Source organism: Microtetraspora fusca (assembly GCF_001570365.1).
GTDB lineage: Bacteria > Actinomycetota > Actinomycetes > Streptosporangiales > Streptosporangiaceae > Microtetraspora > Microtetraspora fusca.
In genome coordinates, this window is the sequence record NZ_BBYK01000085.1 from 5967 (window position 1) to 22154 (window position 16188).

A 16188-nucleotide genomic window follows, 5' to 3' on the forward strand; every position below is an offset into this window, starting at 1 on the left:
GTACGTCGCGGTCAGCGGCCCGGTCACCGCCGTGGCGAGGGCGGCGGCGTCGCCCGCGACGGGCAGGATCCCGGTCACGGCGGAGGCGGCCGCGGCCGCCGACAGGCCGCCCTGGGCGGCGAGGATCCACGACCCGACGCTCATCGGCGAGGAGGGCTTGAACATGCGGAGCATGTTGAGGAACCGGGCGGGCCGGCCCAGCTCGGCGATCAGGAGGACGGTGCCCCCGGCCGCCCCGGCCGCGGCGGCGATCCGGGCGGTGCGGGTTAGGCGGGGCCGCCCGGTGGCCCGGGCCAGGACCGCCGTGAGCGAGGACGCCCCGGACAGCCCGCCCAGGTACAGGTAGGCCGGCATGTGCGGTACGTGCCAGACCGGCCGTTTGATCACCGGCCGCCCGTAGTACGACCGGAACTCCGCGTCGTCCGTCCGCGGCTCCCGCTCGCGCGTGCTGCTGGTCATCGGCACCTCTCCCGCATCCGCGTCATCGAGGACGCTCCTCTCCGGTCCCGCCTCATCGCGGCCCGCCCCGTCCGAGGAGCCGGTCGGAGGATCCGAGGAAGGACAGGGCGACGGCGCCCGCCATCGCGAGCGCGGCCGCCCCGGCCCACCGCCACATCGCGGGCAGGTCCCGCGTGGGCACCACCGGGTCGGGCGGCAGGCCGTACACCTCGGGCTCGTCGAGGAGCAGGAAGAACGCGCCCATCCCGCCGACGCCGTCGTCCGGGCTCTCGCCGTACAGACGGGCCTCGGTGCGGCCGAGCGCGTGCAGCTCGGCCACGCGGGCGGCGGCGCGCTCACGCAGCTCGTCGAGCGGGCCGAACTGGATGGAGTCGGTCGGGCACGCCTTGGCGCAGGCGGGTTCGAGCCCGCCGCGCAGCCGGTCGTAGCACATCGTGCACTTCCACGCCCGGCCGTCGTCCTCCCTGCGGGCGATCACCCCGAACGGGCAGGCGGGCACGCAGTAGCCGCAGCCGTTGCAGATGTCGGCCTGCACGACCACCGTGTCGAACTCGGTGCGGAACAGCGCGCCCGTCGGGCAGACGTCGAGGCAGCCGGCGTGCGTGCAGTGCTTGCAGACGTCCGACGACATCAGCCAGCGGCCGTCCGGCCCGATCTGGAACGGCTTCCCGCTCCCGTCGCCGTCGCCGGTCGTGCCGCCGGCCGTCCAGACGGGCTGCTGCTCGATGAAGGCGACGTGCCGCCAGGTGCTCGCCCCGAGCGCGCCGGTGTTGTCGTAGGAGGTCGCCTCGAACACGAACCCGTCGTCGGGGAGCAGGTTCCACTCCTTGCAGGCCACCTCGCACGCCTTGCAGCCGATGCAGATGCTCGTGTCGGTGAAGAAGCCCATCCGCTCAGCCATGCCGGTACTCCTCGACCAGGCGGAGCAGCTCCGCGCCGCGCGGCCGGCGGCCGGGCAGTACGTCGCAGGTGGTCGCCTTGCTCTCCTGGATGTAGACGTTCGGGTCGACCGCGATCGGCAGCAGGTCGTTGACGATGTCGCCGGTGACCAGGCCGCCGCTCCCCCATCCCCAGTGGTACGGCAGGCCGATCTGGTGGACGATCCGGCCCTGGATCCGCAGCGGCCGCACGCGCTCGGTGACCAGCACGCGGGCCTCGATCGCGGTCCGGCTGGTCACGATCGTGGCCCAGTCGCCGTTCTCCAGGCCCAGCTCGGCGGCGAGCGCCGGCGACATCTCGCAGAACAGCTCCGGCTGCAGTTCGGCCAGGTAGGCCAGCGGCCGGCTCATGCCGCCCGCCGTGTGGTGCTCGGTCAGCCGGTACGTGGTGAGCACGTACGGGAAGCGCGGCGACCGCTCGGGGTTGTACGGCGACTCGGGGCGCGGGTAGGTCCGCAGCGCCGGGTTGGACTGCGTGCCGTACAGGCTGTTGCGCACCGGCGATTCCAGGGGCTCGTAGTGCGCGGGCAGCGGCCCGTCGGCCAGGCCCGCAGGGGCGAACAGCCAGCCCTTGCCGTCCGTCTGCATGATGAACGGGTCGGTGCCGGACAGCGCGTCCTCGGCGGCGGCGCCGTCGGGCGGCAGGTAGCTGGGATGCTTTCCCTTCTCGAAGTCGGGCACGTCCGGCCCGGCCCACTCGCCCCGCTCCTCGTCCCAGCGGAGGTACGCCTTGCGCTCGCTCCAGGGACGGCCCGCGGGGTCCGCGGAGGCGCGGTTGTAGAGGATGCGCCGGTTGGCCGGCCAGGCCCAGCCCCATTCGAGGGCCTCCAGGTTCTGCTCGCGTCCCGGCCGGCGCCGGGCCGCCTGGTTGACCTCGTCGGCGTAGACGCCGCAGTAGATCCAGCAGCCGCAGCGGGTGGAGCCGTCCGGTCGCAGCTCCGTGTACGCGCTGAGGGCCCGGCCGTCGGGGCCGACCCCGCCGATCTCGCGCAGCACGGCCGAGGCCGACGGGTCGCGGTGCTCGCCCTCCTCGGGGTAGTCCCAGGTGAGCTCGCGCAGCGGCCGGTCCCTGTCGTCGGACGACGCCCGCTCCTTGAGCAGCTTGCCGAGGTGGTAGTAGAACCACAGGTCGCTACGGCAGTCACCGGGCGGGTCGAGTGCCTTCTCCCGCCACTGGAGCAGCCGCTGCGTGTTGGTGAAGGTGCCCTCCTTCTCCACGTGGCTGGCCGCGGGCAGGAAGAACACCTCGGTGCCGATGTCCTCCGTGCGCATCTCCCCGGTCTCCAGCTCGGGGCCGTCCTTCCAGAAGGTCGCCGTCTCGACCTGGGTCAGGTCGCGTACGACGAGCCAGTCGAGGTTGGCCAGCCCGAACCGCTGCGCGCGCCCGCCGGAGGAACCGACGGCCGGGTTCTCCCCCACGACGAAGTAGCCCTTGACCGTCCCCTCGATCATGCCCATGACGGTCCTGTAGTGGCCGTGGTCGCCGGTGAGGAGCGGCAGGTTGTCGAAGCGGAAGCCGTTCTCCTCGGTGGCCGCGTCGCCCCACCAGGCCTTGAGCAGGCTCACCATGTAGGCGCGCTTCCTGCCCCAGAAGCCGGTGTCCCCGCCCGCCCGCGTCAGGTAGGCGTCCAGGTTCTCGTCCGCGTGCGAGTACGGCATGGGCAGGTAGCCCGGCAGGATGTTGAACAGCGTCGGGATGTCGGTCGAGCCCTGGATGCTCGCGTGGCCGCGCAGCGCCATGATGCCGCCGCCCGGCCGCCCGATGTTGCCGAGCAGGAGCTGCAGGATGGACGCCGTCCTGATGTACTGCACGCCCACGGTGTGCTGGGTCCAGCCGACGGAGTAGACCCAGGCGGTGGTGCGCTCCCTGCCGGAGTTGGCGATGATCGCGTCGGCGAGCTCGGCGAAGTCCGCGCGGGACAGGCCGCACAGCTCCTCGACCATCTCCGGCGTGTAGCGGGCGAAGTGCCGCTTGAGTACCTGGTAGACGCAGCGCGGGTGGCGCAGCGTCGGGTCCGTCGTCGGGTGGGGGTGCGCCGCCGCGCCGCCCGCGCCGTACTGGTCGGGCCCGGCGGCCAGGGCGTGGGCCTGGCCGGCTTCGAGCTGCTCGGCGCGCAGCCCGGCCGCCGGCTCCTCGGCCACCCCCTCGTACCTCCAGGTGGACGGGTCGTACGCGCGGGTCTCCGGATCGAAGCCGGAGAACAGGCCGTCGAGGTCCTCGGTGTCGCGGTACGCCTCGGACACGATCATCGGCGCGTTCGTGTAGGCCAGCACGTACTCGCGGAAGTCCAGCTCGTTCGACAGGACGTGGTTGATCAGCGCGCCGAGCAGCACGATGTCGCTGCCCGCCCGGATGTTCAGGTACCGGTCGGAGAGCGCGCTGGTCCGCGTGTAGCGGGGGTCCACGTGGAACACCTTCGCCCCCCGGGCCCTGGCCTCGACCACCCACTGGAAGCCCACGGGGTGGCACTCGGCCATGTTGGACCCCTGGATGACGATGCAGTCGGCGCGCATCAGGTCCTGCTGGAACGTGGTGGCGCCGCCGCGCCCGAAGCTGGCCCCCAGACCGGGGACGGTGGAGGAGTGTCAAATGCGGGCCTGGTTCTCCACCTGGATCGCGCCGAGGGCGGTGTAGAGCTTCTTCATCAGGTAGTTCTCTTCGTTGTCGAGCGTCGCCCCGCCCAGGCCGGCGATGCCCATGGTGCGGCGCACGACCTTGCCCTCGTGCTCCTGCTGCCAGGTGTCCCTCCGGGTCCGCATGACCCGGTCGGCGATCATCTCCATCGCGGTGCCGAGGTCGAGCGGCTCCCACTCCATGCCGTACGGCCGCCGGTAGAGCACCGTGGTCTGGCGTCCGGCGTGGGTGACGAGCTGCTTGCTGGCCGACCCCTTCGGGCACAACCGGCCCCGCGAGATGGGCGAGTCGGGGTCGCCCTCGATCTGGCTGACCTTGCCGTCCTTGACGTAGACGAGCTGGCCGCAGCCGACCGCGCAGTAGGGGCAGACGGAGCGGGCGACGCTGTCGGCCTCCTCGACCCGGGGCCGCAGCGCGTCGGTTCGTGCCGACCGCGCGGCCTGGCCTCTGCCGTCCTGTCCCCGGAGCTGCCGGATCACCGGCCACCGGGCGAACAATCCCCCACCTGCCATGATGCGTGTCTTGCCCGGCTCGGCCCGGTCTAACCGCCCGTCCGCGCGAGCCGCGGCGGGCAGCGAGTGTCGTCCGCGGGCGGGACACACCCCCGGCTTACGCTGGCTCGATGGACTCCGGATTCGGCTACTTCGCCACGCATGACGCCGTCGATCCCGCCACGCTCGCCCGCATGGTCGAGGAGCGGGGCCACGTCGCGCTGATGTTCAGCGAGCACACCCACATCCCGGTGACCGGCGCCGCGCCGCTGGGCCCGGACGGCGGGCCGCTTCCCCGCAAGTACTGGCACACGTACGACCCGCTGGTGGCGTGCATGGCCGCCGGCGCCGCCACGACCCGGCTGCGGGTGGGCACCGCCATCTGCCTGGTCCCGCAGCACGAGCCGATCGCCCTCGCCAAGGCGGTGGCCAGCGTCGACGCGCTGACCGGGGGCCGGTTCGAGTTCGGGGTCGGCGCGGGCTGGAACGACCCCGAGATCCGCAACCACGGCGTCGATCCCGCCCGCCGCTTCGCCGTGTTGAAGGAGCACATCGAGGCGATGCGGCAGATCTGGACGCACGCCGACGCCGAGTACCACGGCGAGTTCGTGTCGTTCGGCCCGATGTGGTCGTGGCCGAAGCCGGCGCAGATCCCGTACCCGCCGATCCTCGTCGGCGGGACCGGCCCGCGCGTCTTCGACCGCGTCCTGGCGTACGGCGACGCCTGGCTGCCGAACTACGGCCCGGGCGTCCTGGAGCGGGTGCCCGAGCTGCTCAGCCGCGCGGACGACGCGGGCCGGCTCATCAGGGTGGTGCTGCTGTCGGCCCCGGCCGACCCCGCCGTCCTGGAGCAGTGCGAGAAGGCGGGGGTGTCGCGCGTGATGGCGTGGCTGCCGTCCGTCGGGCCGGCCCGCATCGAACGCGAGATGGACGCCTTCGAGGCGGCGCTCGCCGACATGCGGGGCGAGTGACGGGCCCGGCTACGCCGCGAGCTCGTCGAGCTCGGCCAGCGCCGCCGCGTCCGGGCGCCACGCGCCGGCGGCGGCGTTGGCCCGTACCTGCTCCGGCCGGGTGGCTCCGGCGATGACCGAGGCCACGGCCGGCTGGGCGAGCAGGCCGCCGATGGCGACGTCGAGCAGGCCCACCCCCTGCCGCTCCGCGAACCCGGCCAGCCGCTCCACGGTGTCGAAGCGGGCGTCGGTGAGGTAGTCGGTCCGGGCGGCGAGCCTGGTCCCCTCGGGAGGGGTCGCGCCGCGCCGGTACTTGCCGGTGAGCAGGCCGTTCGCCAGCGGGAAGTAGGGCAGCACGCCGACGCCGTAGTGCTCGGCGGCGGGGAGGAGCTCCTGCTCGACCCGCCGGTTGAGCAGGCTGTACTCGTTCTGCGCCGACACGAAGCGCTCGTACCCGGCGGCGCGGGCGATGTGGTCGGCGTCGGCGACCTGCCAGGCGGCGAGGTTGGACGAGCCGATGTAGCGGACCTTGCCCTCGCGCACCAGCTCCGTCAGCGCGGCGAGGGTCTCCTCCATCGGGGTCGCCGGGTCGGGGAAGTGCAGCTGGTAGAGGTCGATCCAGTCGGTGCGCAGGCGGCGCAGCGACCGCTCGACGGCCTTGCGGATGTACCGGCGGGAGGCGCGGGCGCCCCAGTCGGGCCCGTTCGCGCCCTGCGTGTCCCCGCCGAACTTGGTGGCCAGGACCACCTCGTCGCGCCTACCCTGCAGGACCTCGCCGAGGAACGCCTCGGACTCGCCGTAGATGTCGGCGGTGTCGATGAGGGTGATCCCCACGTCCAGTGCGGCGTCCACCACCGCGCGGGTCGCGTCGATGTCGATCCGGCGGCCGAAGTTGTTCGCTCCCAGGCCGACCTCGGAGACGACCAGGCCGGAGTCGCCGAGGCGGCGGTAGGACATGTCAGACACGGAAAAACTCCCCTATTTCGTCATCTGTGCTCATCGCGTCCGGCTAGCGTCCCTCGTCGCGTACGGCGTGGCGACGCGAGCGGAGCAGCTCCACGACGGCGCCGATGTCGGCGTCGGCCCAGCCCAGCTCGGCCGCCTCCTCGTAGCGCCGTTCGACCAGCCGGGCGATCGGCGGGTCCACCCCGGCCGCCCGGGCCACCTCCACGGCGAGCCGTACGTCCTTGGCGCCGAGCGTGGTGGTGAACCAGCCGCGATGATCACCGCTGAGGATATCGTCGATCCGGTTGTGCGCCGCGGGCGGCACCGTGGGCCATCCGAGGAGGAAGTCCCGCAGCAGGAGGTCGTCCACCCCGGCCGCGAGCCCGGTGGCGACCACCTCGCCGAGCACGGCGACGCTCGACATGAGCAGGTAGTTGTTCAGCAGCTTGAAGACGACCGCGTCGCCCGGGTCGGTCCCGCAGTAGCGGTAGGCGGCGAACGCCTCGGTCCAGATCGGCCGCAGGTCGTCGACCAGCTCGCGGTCGCCCCCGACCAGCGTGAACGCGTTCCCCTCGACGACGGCCGCCGGGCCACCGATGATCGGCGCGGCGACGAACCTGCCTCCCGGCGCCGCCTCGCCGAGCGCCCGCGACGTGTCCGGGGAGACCGTGCTCATGTCGGCGAAGATCGGCCCCTCGATCCCGGCGAGCCGGGTCATGACCTCGCGCACCGCCGCGTCGTCCGCGAGCGAGATCAGCACGGCCTCGGTGTCGCGCGCGGCCTCCGCCGGGTCCGCCGCCTCGGTGGCACCGAGCGCGGTCACCTCGCCGGCCCGGCCCGGCGTCCGGTTCCACACCGTGACGGTGAAGTCCCGCGCGAGCAGCCGTTCGGCCAGCGCCCGCCCCATCCTGCCCATCCCGAGCACCGCGACGTGCATGCCGCATCCCCCCTTGTCCCCCTTGCGGCCATTGTCCCCGGGCCCGCCGTACGGGAACGTGCCGGGTCGCGCCGCTCCAAGGGAGGGGTGGAACCCGGAAATATCTGTCTTTGCAGCGGAATGCCGTGATTTACGTCGGGAACGGTCATGTACTGCCAGAAGGAAACCCACCGGGAGGAGCCGGGCGATGCCGGACCCCGAGAGCACGACCTGCGCCATCTCCGGCGGCGGCCCGGCGGGGGTGATGCTGGGCCTGCTGCTGGCCCGCGCCGGCGTCCAGGTGACGGTGCTGGAGAAGCACGGGGACTTCCTGCGCGACTTCCGCGGGGACACGGTGCACCCCTCGACGCTGCAGCTCCTGGACGAGCTGGGGCTGGTGGAGGAGCTGGAGCGGATCCCCCACCGCGACCTGACGACGCTCCGCATGCTGACGCGCGAGGGTCCGCTGATCGACGCCGACCTGCGGCGGTTCCCGTCCACGCGGAAGTACCGGCACATCGCGATGATCCCGCAGTGGGACTTCCTCACCCTGCTGGTGGAGCACGCCCGCCGCTACCCCTCGTTCCGCCTGCTGATGAACGCCGAGACCCTCGGGCCGATCGAGTACGGCGGCGCGATCCGCGGGCTGCGCTACCGGGACGCGGGCGGCGAGCACGAGCTGCGCGCCGTGCTGACGGTGGCCGCCGACGGCCGCCGTTCCGACCTGCGGCGGGCCGCGGGCATGATCCCCCTCGACTTCGGCGCGCCCATGGACGTGCTGTGGCTGCGTGTCTCCCGCCGCCCGGACGGCGACGAAGGCGGCGGCCTCACCGCCCACATCGGCAGGGGGGAGATGGCGGCCGCGATCGACCGGGGCGCGTACTGGCAGATCGCGTTCCTCATCCCCAAGGGCTCGTTCCGGCGGATCAGGGAGCAGGGGCTGGAGGGGCTCCGGACCCGGCTGGCCCGGCTGCTGCCGTTCCTCGGCGAGCGGGTCGACGAGGTCGACGACTGGGACAAGGTGGCGTTCCTCGAGGTCGGCGTGAACCGGCTCAGGCGCTGGGACCGGCCCGGCCTGCTGGCGATCGGCGACGCCGCGCACACCATGTCGCCGATCGGCGGCGTGGGCATCAACCTCGCCGTTCAGGACGCGGTCGCGACGGCCAACCTGCTGGCCGAGCCGCTCCTGCGCGCCCAGGCGGACCCGGCGAGGTTCGACAAGACGTTGAACCCCGGGCTGGTCCAGCGGGTCCAGCGGCGCCGGACGCTCCCGACGGTCGGCACCCAGTTCGTCCAGTTGCTGGCCCAGCGCCGGCTCGTCGGCCGGGTCCTCGACGGCGAGGTGCCACGGCCGCCCGCGATCCTGCGCGGCGCGTACGCCCGCCGCCTCATCTCCCAGCTCCTCGCGCAGATCATGCTGTACGGCTTCCGCCCCGAGCACGTGCGCACGCCGGAGCGGGGCCGCGCCACTCAGCCGCCCGGGCCGACGTGATTGTCCGGGGCCATGTCGCCGTGCGTCGGCAGGTCGCCGCGCTGGACGGGGCTCGGCGGCGGGGAGCCGTCCCCCGTGGCCGTCCCGTCGCCGACCGCGTTCCGCGCCCCCGCCACGGCCGACTTCAGCGCGTCGCGCGCCACTTCCTCGATCTGGCCGACGAGCCGGATCAGGTGGTCGCCCCTGACCGCGACGTACTCGTGCCGCCCGCCGCCGGAGCGGTACCAGCCGACCTCGTCGCGATCGCACGTCACCGCCGAGCCCGGCTCGGCGTCGAAGATCGGCGTCTCGGTGCAGAGGGCGTCTCCGAACGCGCCCCGATCGACGCGCAGCTCCACTCGCGCGCCGGAGGGGGAGGCGTAGACGGCGCCGAACCCCTCCTCCCCGATGACGCCGACGGACTGCTCGGCCAGCTCGAAGCCGGGGACCTCGACCCCGTAGATCAGGTCCGGGGCCGAGCCCTGGGCCCGGGCGCGGTCGATCAGCGCCTGGCTGTACGGCGCGCCGGTCCCGCAGGCGGCGACCGTGAGGAGCCCGACGGAGAGGACGACCGCCGCGACGCCTCGTGAACCGCCCGCTTTGCGATGAATCACCCGATCACTCTCCCGCATGACGGCCGCGTCCGCCACCGGGTCAGACCACGTCGATGTCGGCCATCATCGCCATGTCCTCGTGTTCGAGGTTGTGGCAGTGCATCATGTAGCGCCCGCGGTAGCCCTCGAACCGGACCAGGACCTCGACCACCTCGTACGGGCGCAGGTCCACGGTGTCCTTCCAGCCCCCGTCGGTGGCCGCGGGCGCCTTGCCGTTGCGGGTCAGCACCTGGAAGTGCGCCAGATGGACGTGCACCGGATGGTGGAAGTCACTGGCGAGGCGCCACAGCTCGACGGTCCCGAGGCGGGGCCGCGCCAGCGGGGTGCCCGGCGTGAAGGGCCGTCCGTTGATCGTCCACGCGCCGGCCCACTCCCCCGACTTGCGGAAGTCGAAGACCCGCGTGGTGACGGCGTCGGAGCGGTGGAGCCGCCCGGGGCGGGAGAGCCGCGCCGGGATCGCGCTGTCGTCGGCGGCCTTCCTCGCGACGCGAAAGGCCATCACGTTGCGCGCCGTACCGCCGTCCAGCGTGTTGACCAGCGTCACCCGGGTGCCGACGGGATAGGCGGAGAAGTCGACCACGACGTCGAACCGCTCGGCGGGGGCAATCGTCACGGCGTCGTGCTCCACCGGCGCGGCCAGCAGCCCCGCGTCGCTGCCCACCTGGACGAACCGGCCGCCCGGCCGCAGCTCCAGGCGGTACCGCCGGGCGTTGGAGGCGTTCAGCAGCCGCAGCCGGTACCGGACCGCGGCCACCTCCAGCTCCGGCCACGGGGCGCCGTTGACGAGGACGACGTCCCCCTGGACACCCTCCATGTACGCGTCGTCCACGCCCGCCCGCACCAGCAGGCTCGGGTCGCGCGAGGGGTAGCGGAACGCGCCGTCCTCGTCGAAGGCGCGGTCGCAGATCATCAGAGGAATGTCGCGGTCGCCCTTCGGGAGCGGCAGCGCGTCGTCCTCGTCGTCGCGTACCAGCAGGAACCCCGCGAGCCCGCGCCACACCTGCGGGCCGGTGAAGTCCATCCGATGGTCGTGGTACCAGAGGGTGGCCGCTCGCTGATCCAGCGGGTAGACGTAGTCCCTGGCCCCGGGGTGGAACTTCCACAAATCCGGATCGATCCGCATGCCGCCGTGGGAGTGCCCGCCGACCGGCCGGAACCCGCGCCCGGCGGCGACCACGAGATCGGTGGGGTAGCCGTCGGAGTCCGCCGGGGTCACCCCGCCGTGGAGGTGGGTGGACGTGGGGACGGACAGCTCGTTGCGGACCCGGACGACCGCCTGGCTCCCGCGCCGCAGGTCGAGGGTCGGCCCGGGGAAGACGCCGTCGAACCCCCACACCTCCGTCCTCGTGCCCGGGATGATCTCCACCTTGGCCGCGCGCTGCGCCAGCTCGTAGTGGCCGGGCCGTACCGGGCGGGCGACCGGGGGGACGGGCAGCGGCACGGTGAACGGCGCGGGAAGCCGCAGCGCGCTGGTGAGCGTGCGTCCGGAGGTCTCCCCGCCGAGCCGGCCGCACCCGGCCAGGGCGAGCGCGCCGCCGCCGAGGGCGCCGATGAAGCCGCGCCGCGACAGCCGGTACGGACGCGTCATGCCGCGGCCTCCCGCGCGCGGGGCCGCAGGCTCCGCCAGGTCCAGACGGCCAGTACGGCGGAGCCGCCGAAGATCGTCATGCCGAGCGGGAAGTGTCCCGCCAGCACGCGGCTCTGACCGAGACCGATCTGCGCCGTCTCCAGGACGACCAGCGCCGCGCTCGCCCAGGCGGGGCCGCGCGGCCCCCGACCCGGACGCCACAGCAGGATCGCGGCGACGAGCTGGAGGTACAGCAGGGCGTGCGTGAATCCGCCGTTGTCGCGGTGCAGGGTCAGCATGTCCACGTCGCCGGTGACGAACAGCCCGGCCAGCGCGGCCTGGCCGAGCACCCCGGCCAGATGCGCGGTGGCGGCGATCCGCAGCCACCAGACGATCCAGCCGGGAGCGCCGGCCCGGACGGCGCGCGCCGGTCGATCGGCCACGAAGGAGGGAACGTTCATGCCGGTCATGCTTCCGCCGTCGCAGTGCAAGATCGTCCTCCCTGGGACGACTGTTCGCCGTACATCGCAGGCGGTAGGCCGCGCCCTCCCGCGCGCGGCGTACCACCGGGGATGTACGCGCGATCTCCGTCCCGGGAAGGGCGGCGCGCCGGAGCCGAGGGCCTAGGGTGGCGCGGGTGGACGCCCGCAAGACCGACGCGCTGATCGCCATCGCCGCCCTGGCGGGCATCGTCGCGGGCACGTACGGCGAGCTGTCGAGCTCCGGCCCGTTCGAACGCCCGCTGGATACGTTCGGCCTCGCACTGATCGCGGTCGCCGCGCCCGCGCTCGCCTTCCGCCGGAGCGCTCCGCTGCCGGTCGGCGTGATCACGGTGGCCTGCGCGGTGATCTACTACGCCTGCCGCTACCCCGGCGTGTTCGCCGCCGCCCCCGCGCTGACCGCGATCTACACGGCCGCGTCCCTCGGCCGGCGGCGCCTGGCGATCTGCCTCGCCGTCGTGATGGACGCGGGCATCTACGGCCTGATCGCGCTCGCCGACACCGACCCCGGGCCGGGCGACGGCTTCAACCTGCTCGGCGGGTGGCTGGTGGCGATGGTCGTCCTCGGCGAGGTGACGCGGAACCGCCGCGCCTACCTGCGCGAGGTGGAGCAGCGGGCGATCGAGGCGGAACGCACCCGTGAGGAGGCCGCGCTGCGCCGGGCGGGCGAGGAGCGCCTGTGGATCGCGCAGGAGCTGCACGACTCGCTCACCCACAGCATCTCGGTGATCAACGTCCAGGTGTCGGTCGCGATGGAGCTCCTCGACCGGCGCCCGGAACTGGCCCGGGACGCGCTGGCCGCGATCAAGGAGTCCGGGCGCGACGCGATGCGCGAGCTGCGCGGGACCCTCGGCGTGCTCAGGCAGGCCGACCCGGACGCCGCGCCCGCGGGTCTCGCGGCGCTGCCCCGGCTCGTGTCGCGGGCCGAGGCCGCCGGGCTGCCCGTACGGACCGTCGTCGCCGGCGACCGGCGGGAGCTGCCCGAGGAGGTGGACCGGACGGCGTACCGCATCGTGCAGGAGGCGTTCACGAACGTGCTGCGCCACGCGGGCCCGGCGTCGATCACCCTGACGACCGAATACCATCCGGAGAAGATCGTCGTCCGGGTGGCGGACGACGGGCGATCGTCCGGCGGCGCCGCCGGTCACGGGATGGGACTGATCGGGATGCGGGAGCGCGTCGTCGCGCTGGGCGGTTCGCTGTCGGCCGGGCCGGCCCCGGAGGGCGGCTTCCTCGTTCACGCCGAGCTTCCTCTCACTGAGTCGTCATGATCCGGGTGCTGCTCGCCGACGACCAGCCGCTGATCAGGGCGGGCTTCCGCGCGCTGCTCGAAATGGCGGGGGACATCGCGGTGGCGGGCGAGGCGGGCGACGGCGCCGCGGCGGTCGAGCTGGCCCGCGCGCTGCGGCCGGACGTGGCCCTGCTCGACGTCCGGATGCCGCTGCTCGACGGCATCCAGGCGACGCGGAGCATCGGCGCGGATCCCGACCTCGACGGGGTGCGGGTCGTGATCCTGACCAACTACGCCCTCGACGAGTACGTCTTCGCCGCGCTGCGGGCGGGCGCCAGCGGGTTCCTGCTCAAGGACATCGAACCCGCCGAGCTGCTGCGCTCGGTGCGGGTGGCCGCCCGGGGAGAGGCGCTGCTGTCGCCGTCGGTGACCCGCCGACTGATCGAGGAGTACGTCGCCACGCCGCCCCGGCCGGTGGCCGCACCCGGGCTGGAGCGGCTGACCGACCGCGAGCGCGAGGTGGTGGCCCTGGCCGCGTCCGGGCTGTCCAACGAGGAGATCGCCGCGCACCTGGTCATCAGCCACGCCACCGCGAAGACGCACGTCAGCCGGTCGATGACCAAGCTGGGGGCGCGCGACCGGGCCCAGCTCGTCGTTTTCGCGTACGAGTCGGGGCTGGTCACCCCAGGTGCGGGCCGGCCGCCGCGTCCCTGAGGGGTCACCCCGGCGCGGCCGGGTCGCGGGCGGGCCCAGACCGACGGCGCCGGTCAGCAGGAGGGCCACGGCCGCCGGGTCGGCCGTCAGCGCGAACAACATCGAGGCTCCTTATGGTCGCGCGCGATGCCCGGCCCCTGGCCGTCCTCCGCGCGGTGACCCAGTCAACCGCTGCGGAGTGAGACGGAACATAGGCGAGATGCTCAAATACATGTTTGATCGTCTACGCTGCGCGGACGCCCTTGTGCCCAGCGACGCCGGTCGCGGCCCCGGGAGCGCGCCGAACTCCCGGGTTAACGTGGACATCAGGGACGGATCAGGCGGACGGCACCGCCTGGCCGGCGAGGAGGCCCCGATGGACTATGAGATCTTCGACCTGGGCGACGTCCGGCTCCAGTCCGGCATCACCCTGCCCGACGCCAAGCTGGCGTACAAGACGTACGGCGAGCTGAACGAGGCCAGGAGCAACGCGATCGTCTACCCGACGTGGTACTCCGGGCAGCACTACGAGAACGAGTGGCTCATCGGTCCCGGCATGGCGCTCGACCCGGCGAGGTACTTCATCATCGTCCCGAACATGCTCGGCAACGGGCTCTCCTCCTCGCCCAGCAACACACCGCCCCCGTTCGACCGGGCACGGTTCCCGCACGTCACCATGTACGACAACGTGGAGATCCAGCACCGCCTGGTCACCGAGCGCTTCGGCATCGAGAGCCTGGAACTGGTCACGGGCTGGTCGATGGGCGCCGGGCAGACCTACCAGTGGGCGGTCAGCCATCCGGAGATGGTCCGGCGGATCCTCCCCTTCTGCGGCTCCGCGCGGACCAGCCTGCACAACTTCGTCTTCCTCGAAGGCGTGAAGGCCGCGCTGACCGCCGACGCCGCCTGGAACGGCGGCTGGTACCGCGAGCAGCCGTGGACGGGGCTCCGGGCGCTGGCCCGCGTGTACGCGGGATGGGGATTCAGCCAGCAGTTCTACCGGGAGCGGGTCTACGAACGGGAGCCGCTGGGCTACGCGTCCCTGGAGGACTTCCTCGTCGGCTTCTGGGAGGGACTGTTCATCAAACGGGACGCGAACAACCTGCTCGCCATGCTGTGGACCTGGCAGAACGCCGACGTGGGCCGAACCCCCGGCGTCGGCGGCACGGAGGAGGCGCTGGCCCGGATCCGCATGCCGTCGATCATCATGCCGGCCAGACAGGACCTCTACTTCCCGCCCGAGGACAACGAGTGGGAGATCACCCACATCCCCGGGGCGGAGCTGCGCGTCATCCCCGGCTCGTGGGGGCACTTCGCCGGAGGCGGCGCCAACCCCGAGGACACGCGCTTCATCGACGACGCGCTCAAGGAACTGCTCGCCCGGGAGGCGTGACGCGCTCCCCGGCCTGGGGTACGACGTCGCGCCCCGCCGGACCGGCAGAGCGCGACGGGCGAGAGCGTACGCCTGCGGAGATTGTCGGGGGCGGTCGCTACGATCACGCCGACCGCTTCCCGACACCGGAGGATCGACATGGGCGCGTGGGACCTGGGGCCGTTCGACAACGACGGGGCGCTCGACGCGCTCGGGCATCTGGACGCCGGCGAGGACGTGCCCGGCGGCCTCGCCCAGGTCATGCGGGAGACCCTCGACGAGGGCGAGTACCTCGACGCGCACGACCTGTCGGGCGCGGTGGCCGCGGCGTGCCTGGTCGGCGCCCGGCTGATCGGTGCCGAGCCGGACGTGATCGCCGCCAAGTGGCTCGAGCGGCATCCGTTCGCCGTGACCGACGCGCTGCGCGACCTCGCCCGGGCCACGCTCGACCGCGCGGCCCTCCCCGACGACAACGAGCTGTACGACCTGTGGGACGACGCGGACGCGCTGGCGTCGTGGCTGGACCGGCTCGCGCCGTACCGGGAGGCGCTCGGGGCCGGGTCGTAGCGCGCCCGACGCGCTCGCCTGTACCTGACATCGGTCGTCAGGTAACCCCGGTAGCGTCTCCCCCGACTTCGGGAGAACTTCGGGAGAAGGGAACGGACCATGCGGTACGCGGCCCTGCTGCGCGGCATCAACGTCAACTCGGGCACCGCGATCGCCATGCCCGACCTGCGGGCGGTGGTGGAGCGGCTCGGGCACTCCGAGGTGCGCACCCACCTGCGGAGCGGCAACGTCGTGTTCACCTCGGCCGACGAACGGCCCGAGCGGGTCGCGTCGCTCATCGAACGCGGGATCGCCGAGGATCTCGGCCGCACCGTTTCCGTCATCGTGCGGACGGCCGCGGAGCTGCGCCGGGTCGTCGAGGACAACCCGCTGGAGGTGCCGGACCCGACCAGGTTCGCGGTGCTGTTCCTGTCCGGTCCGCCGGACAGGGCGGCGTTGGAGGGCATCGACCCGGCCGCCTATGCGCCCGAGGAGATGCGGATCGGCGCGCGCGAGCTGTACCTGTACTTCCCGGAGGGCATGCGGCGCACCCGGCTGGACCCGCTGCTGGCGAAGCGGCTCAGCGGGACGTGGACGACCCGGAACTGGAACACGGTCACCCGGCTGCTGGCCCTGGCGGAGGGGTGAGCGCCGCCCCCTGACGGTCAGGGCAGCGGCGTGTCAGTCAAGGCACCGGGCGGTGAGCGATCGTTAGGTGCCGTACGACATCCTCGGCGGCGGTGACACACACGTGCGCCCAGCCCCTTGCCGCCTCCCGTTCCGCCGACTCCGAGAAACGGGGATCACGCTTCCCTCCCGACTTGGGCCGCATGTCCTGTGTGGGCGCGTCGGCAGCACCG

15 protein-coding genes are annotated in these 16188 nt (G+C 73.0%); 7 read left to right on the forward strand and 8 right to left on the reverse strand.

Annotation, left to right across the window (positions count from 1 at the left end):
• The 3 genes from nrfD to fdh all read right to left on the reverse strand — a co-directional run.
• Positions 1–459: NrfD/PsrC family molybdoenzyme membrane anchor subunit (nrfD, locus tag AWQ68_RS45505; protein ID WP_245656516.1), on the reverse strand; the 459-nt coding region annotated here is incomplete at its 3' end.
• A 52-nt stretch (positions 460–511) separates the two neighbouring features.
• Complete coding sequence (locus AWQ68_RS37870) at positions 512–1360, reverse strand: 4Fe-4S dicluster domain-containing protein (protein WP_066950807.1); 849 nt, start codon at positions 1358–1360, stop codon at positions 512–514.
• Complete coding sequence (gene fdh / locus AWQ68_RS37875) at positions 1353–4544, reverse strand: formate dehydrogenase (protein ID WP_157546406.1); 3192 nt, start codon at positions 4542–4544, stop codon at positions 1353–1355. The genes AWQ68_RS37870 and fdh overlap by 8 nt, the downstream gene beginning before the upstream one ends.
• A gap of 110 nt (positions 4545–4654) precedes the next feature.
• Here fdh and AWQ68_RS37885 point away from each other — a divergent pair, with 110 nt between their 5' ends.
• Entirely contained in the window at positions 4655–5494 is an 840-nt protein-coding gene (locus tag AWQ68_RS37885; RefSeq protein WP_066950813.1) for a TIGR03619 family F420-dependent LLM class oxidoreductase, read from the forward strand.
• A 9-nt stretch (positions 5495–5503) separates the two neighbouring features.
• Here AWQ68_RS37885 and AWQ68_RS37890 read toward each other — a convergent pair whose 3' ends face one another.
• Positions 5504–6430: an aldo/keto reductase gene (locus AWQ68_RS37890; RefSeq protein ID WP_066950815.1), complete on the reverse strand. Its 927-nt coding sequence runs from the start codon at positions 6428–6430 to the stop codon at positions 5504–5506.
• 52 nt (positions 6431–6482) lie between these two features.
• Positions 6483–7355, reverse strand: coding sequence for an NAD(P)-dependent oxidoreductase (locus tag AWQ68_RS43215; RefSeq protein ID WP_066950818.1), 873 nt, complete (start codon positions 7353–7355; stop codon positions 6483–6485).
• A gap of 187 nt (positions 7356–7542) precedes the next feature.
• Here AWQ68_RS43215 and AWQ68_RS37900 point away from each other — a divergent pair, with 187 nt between their 5' ends.
• On the forward strand, positions 7543–8826 hold the full coding sequence (locus tag AWQ68_RS37900) for an FAD-dependent oxidoreductase (RefSeq protein ID WP_066950821.1): 1284 nt from the start codon (positions 7543–7545) through the stop codon (positions 8824–8826).
• Here the strand turns inward: AWQ68_RS37900 and AWQ68_RS37905 are convergent.
• From AWQ68_RS37905 to AWQ68_RS37915, 3 genes are read right to left on the reverse strand one after another with little or no spacing between them, the layout of a single operon-like run.
• The gene (locus AWQ68_RS37905; RefSeq protein WP_157546412.1) at positions 8805–9419 is read right to left on the reverse strand and encodes a hypothetical protein; all 615 of its coding nucleotides are present in this window, start codon (positions 9417–9419) and stop codon (positions 8805–8807) included. The genes AWQ68_RS37900 and AWQ68_RS37905 overlap by 22 nt on opposite strands.
• A 40-nt stretch (positions 9420–9459) precedes the next feature.
• A complete protein-coding gene (locus AWQ68_RS37910) occupies positions 9460–11007 on the reverse strand; it encodes a multicopper oxidase family protein (RefSeq protein WP_066950823.1) in 1548 nt (515 codons plus the stop codon).
• The gene (locus AWQ68_RS37915) at positions 11004–11447 is read right to left on the reverse strand and encodes a hypothetical protein (RefSeq protein WP_157546415.1); all 444 of its coding nucleotides are present in this window, start codon (positions 11445–11447) and stop codon (positions 11004–11006) included. The genes AWQ68_RS37910 and AWQ68_RS37915 overlap by 4 nt, the downstream gene beginning before the upstream one ends.
• 176 nt (positions 11448–11623) lie before the next feature.
• On the opposite strand from AWQ68_RS37915, the gene AWQ68_RS37920 reads away from it, so the two are divergent.
• From AWQ68_RS37920 to AWQ68_RS37940, 5 genes are all read left to right on the forward strand, one after another.
• Entirely contained in the window at positions 11624–12757 is a 1134-nt protein-coding gene (locus AWQ68_RS37920; protein WP_066950829.1) for a sensor histidine kinase, read from the forward strand.
• A complete protein-coding gene (locus AWQ68_RS37925; protein WP_066950831.1) occupies positions 12754–13431 on the forward strand; it encodes a response regulator in 678 nt (225 codons plus the stop codon). Before AWQ68_RS37920 ends, AWQ68_RS37925 begins: the two co-directional genes overlap by 4 nt.
• A gap of 355 nt (positions 13432–13786) precedes the next feature.
• Positions 13787–14803 carry an alpha/beta fold hydrolase gene (locus AWQ68_RS37930; protein ID WP_066950897.1) on the forward strand — a complete coding sequence of 339 codons (1017 nt, stop codon included), beginning with the start codon at positions 13787–13789 and terminating at the stop codon, positions 14801–14803.
• A gap of 138 nt (positions 14804–14941) precedes the next feature.
• Complete coding sequence (locus AWQ68_RS37935) at positions 14942–15349, forward strand: DUF4259 domain-containing protein (protein ID WP_066950834.1); 408 nt, start codon at positions 14942–14944, stop codon at positions 15347–15349.
• Between the two features lie 99 nt (positions 15350–15448).
• Positions 15449–15976, forward strand: coding sequence for a DUF1697 domain-containing protein (locus AWQ68_RS37940; RefSeq protein ID WP_066950836.1), 528 nt, complete (start codon positions 15449–15451; stop codon positions 15974–15976).
• The last annotated feature ends 212 nt before the right edge of the window (positions 15977–16188 follow it).